Source organism: Allobosea sp. Tri-44 (assembly GCF_004123845.1).
Taxonomy (GTDB): domain Bacteria; phylum Pseudomonadota; class Alphaproteobacteria; order Rhizobiales; family Beijerinckiaceae; genus Allobosea.
In genome coordinates this window covers 1-2,528 of record NZ_NBDP01000045.1, presented here as the reverse complement: position 1 = coordinate 2,528, position 2,528 = coordinate 1, and the positions used below count along the sequence as shown (strand labels likewise).

Annotated in this window: 3 protein-coding genes; 1 reads left to right on the top strand and 2 read right to left on the bottom strand. The window is 62.0% G+C overall.

The annotated features are described in order from the left end of the window. Positions 1-212: 212 nt before the first annotated feature. Positions 213-509, top strand: a complete 297-nt coding sequence (locus B6S44_RS29485) for a hypothetical protein (protein ID WP_164985950.1) — start codon at positions 213-215, stop codon at positions 507-509. A gap of 849 nt (positions 510-1,358) precedes the next feature. On the opposite strand, the gene B6S44_RS24870 is transcribed toward B6S44_RS29485, so the two are convergent. Next, positions 1,359-1,616, bottom strand: a complete 258-nt coding sequence (locus tag B6S44_RS24870; RefSeq protein WP_129159569.1) for a hypothetical protein — start codon at positions 1,614-1,616, stop codon at positions 1,359-1,361. A gap of 461 nt (positions 1,617-2,077) precedes the next feature. Continuing rightward, a partial coding sequence (locus B6S44_RS24865) for a divalent metal cation transporter (protein ID WP_206735242.1) occupies positions 2,078-2,528 on the bottom strand: 451 nt, incomplete at its 5' end.

Sequence of the window (2,528 nt, the reverse complement as noted above, 5' to 3'; positions counted from 1 at the left end):
GCTCTGGAGCGGCGTCAGCGCGACCTCGCTCTGGCTCGCCTTTGGCCTGTACTGGCTGCGCATGTTCGCGGTGACCGGTGGCTACCACCGCTACTTCTCGCACCGGACCTACAAGACCAGCCGGGTCCCTCATGCTATGGCCATCTGGCCGTCGTCCTCGTCGCCGGGAAATTGGTCATCGGCCGGAGCGTCATTCCAATGGAGAGGCGCGCATGAACCGGCAACAGCTATTCAACGAAGCCCCGCTGGTCGGCGCGGCCGTTGTCGGCCACGAGGAACGAAGCGAAGCCGAACGGGTAGCCCGCACCATGGCCTATCTCGACAACTGTGGAGCGACGTTCGAGGCCGTGCCGGGATGGCTTGGTTGGTATGCCGCTCGTTGGAGCGACGAAGCCAACTTCGGCGATCACGTGCGCCGTTGGGCGTGCTGCACGGTTATCGAGATGGATTGCGAATGGCCCTACGCGCTCGCGTTCAGGGCGCGCGTCGAAGAGGGAGGGCTGCTATGAGCCTCGCGGCCGAGAACCTCTTGTGATGGCGTTCCCGGCGAGGCGCGGGCCCTCCGAGCCTTCTTGTCCGGAAATCCGCGGCAGACTTCGCGATCGCGGCTTTGGAACGGTAAAGGCAGCCTTGAGTTCTTCCCCGATCGTCAACGCGCCAACTGTGGTTTCAAAATGCCCGGCCATCGTCCCCCTCCCGGCCCCAACGTGCTGGAAACGCCGCTTTGGTTGCCGTTGTGATCGTCGCGGCAATGATCACCGCAATATTCGTCGGCTTCAATCTCCATCACGCGGATACACTGCGTGAGAGACCGACGGGTCAGGTCGATCAGCAAGACGCGCCGAAAAGTCCGACTGAGCTGCAGGTTACTCCCATTCCGCGGATTTAATCGCGCAACGTTCCAGTTCTTCGCGCGGCAACATGATCAGCCAGCGTAGGCTTGCGTCTCGCTCAACCTCGCCTCCCGGCGTCCCGAGCTACTCCTTGCCCCCGCAACCAACGACCGCCAGGCGATCCCGCGGATCGAAATCCTCACCGCCGACAAGGTCGCGAAAGCGCTCCGCCTGACTGCGATCGGAGGAGCAGTAGACCCGGTAGCGATGCCGGCAGTCGGTGACCTCTGCCCTCGCTCGCAGAACGACGACATCGGGCCGCTTATTGGCCTACTTCGTTGTCGTGTACCGGGTGAGGCGAAGTCTCCGACCCCAGGTTGGCTCTACATTGGCGCAACCGTCTTCGCGCTGGTGACGATCTTGGCATTGTTGAAGTCGCCCACGCTACTCCGGTATGGGCGCCAGGACCGTGCCACGTAGGCAAGCGGGGCACGGGCCGGATCGTCCAGCGCGATAATCGTGTCCCTACGCAGACTGGGTCCGGGCGAGCACGCGACCTGTGACCGCGAGGTGCCTATCACCGCGGTTCATGATCGATACCGCGACGGCCTCGCCGTCCTCACAGGTCAAGATGAGCCTGTGATGAAACAGGCTGTCGTCGAATGTCGTCGTGTCGAAGAGAAGGTGGCCGGCACGCTGGTCGTCGTAGTTGCCCGCGAACTCGTAGGAAACTTCAGCCCGGCGCCCATTGCGCAGGTACAAATAGCCATTTCCGGTAATCATAGCGTGTCTCCGCTCGACGGGGTCAGCAAGCGTCGCACGCGGTCATGTCCATAAGCAGTATGGAGACAACGGCCCCTACATTAGACACCTTTCTCCGCCGAATGTCGATATCAAAGACCGGACGCTCGATTGAGGGGCCGCTCCGTCGCCGGTGTTCAGAGTGATCGGCGGTATAGCTCGATGGCGCGCCGGGCTAAATCGTCCACGTTTTCCGCAGGCGCTACAAGACTTGCGACGATATAAGCGAGCCGCGTTCGTTCGCGCTCGTCGAAGCCGTTGGGCACTGTGGGTTTGATCTGTTCCAAGGCGGCGTCCAGCGCTCCTCGGGTGCGAGCAATTTTAACTGCGTCCAACGATCAAAATGGCATATCCTTTCCCCCGCTGTGTCTTAGGATCTCCGACCCGATCGATGTCGGTCCGCTCGCGCCAGATGAGCCGGTCGCGGCGGCGAGCGGTGCGTTTCACCGCAACAGCATGCCCGTGACGAGCGTGAGATTAAGCGCAATAAGCACCACCGCTATCGCGCTGGCCAGCCCTGTCTGCCAGAGCGGCGGTGCGAGGACCCCCATCTTCTTGCGTGAAGCTGTCAGCAATACCCGCGGCGTCACAGCAAAAGGCAAGTGCAGGGCCAATACGACCTGGCTCAGGATAAGGAGGTCTGTGGCGCGGGTGTTGCCATAAAACTGCAGCACGGTCACTGCAGGCAGAATGGCGACGAGGCGTGTCACTAGGCGCCGCAGCCATGTCGGCAAGCGGATCTCGATGAAGCCCTCCATCACGATCTGGCCGGCCAGCGTCGCCGTCACGCTGGCGTTAATGCCGCAGCACAGGAGTGCGATCGCAAAGAGTGTTGGCGCAGTTGCGCTGTTCAGAAGCGGCGTAAGGATCTTATAGGCCTGCTCCAACTCGGCC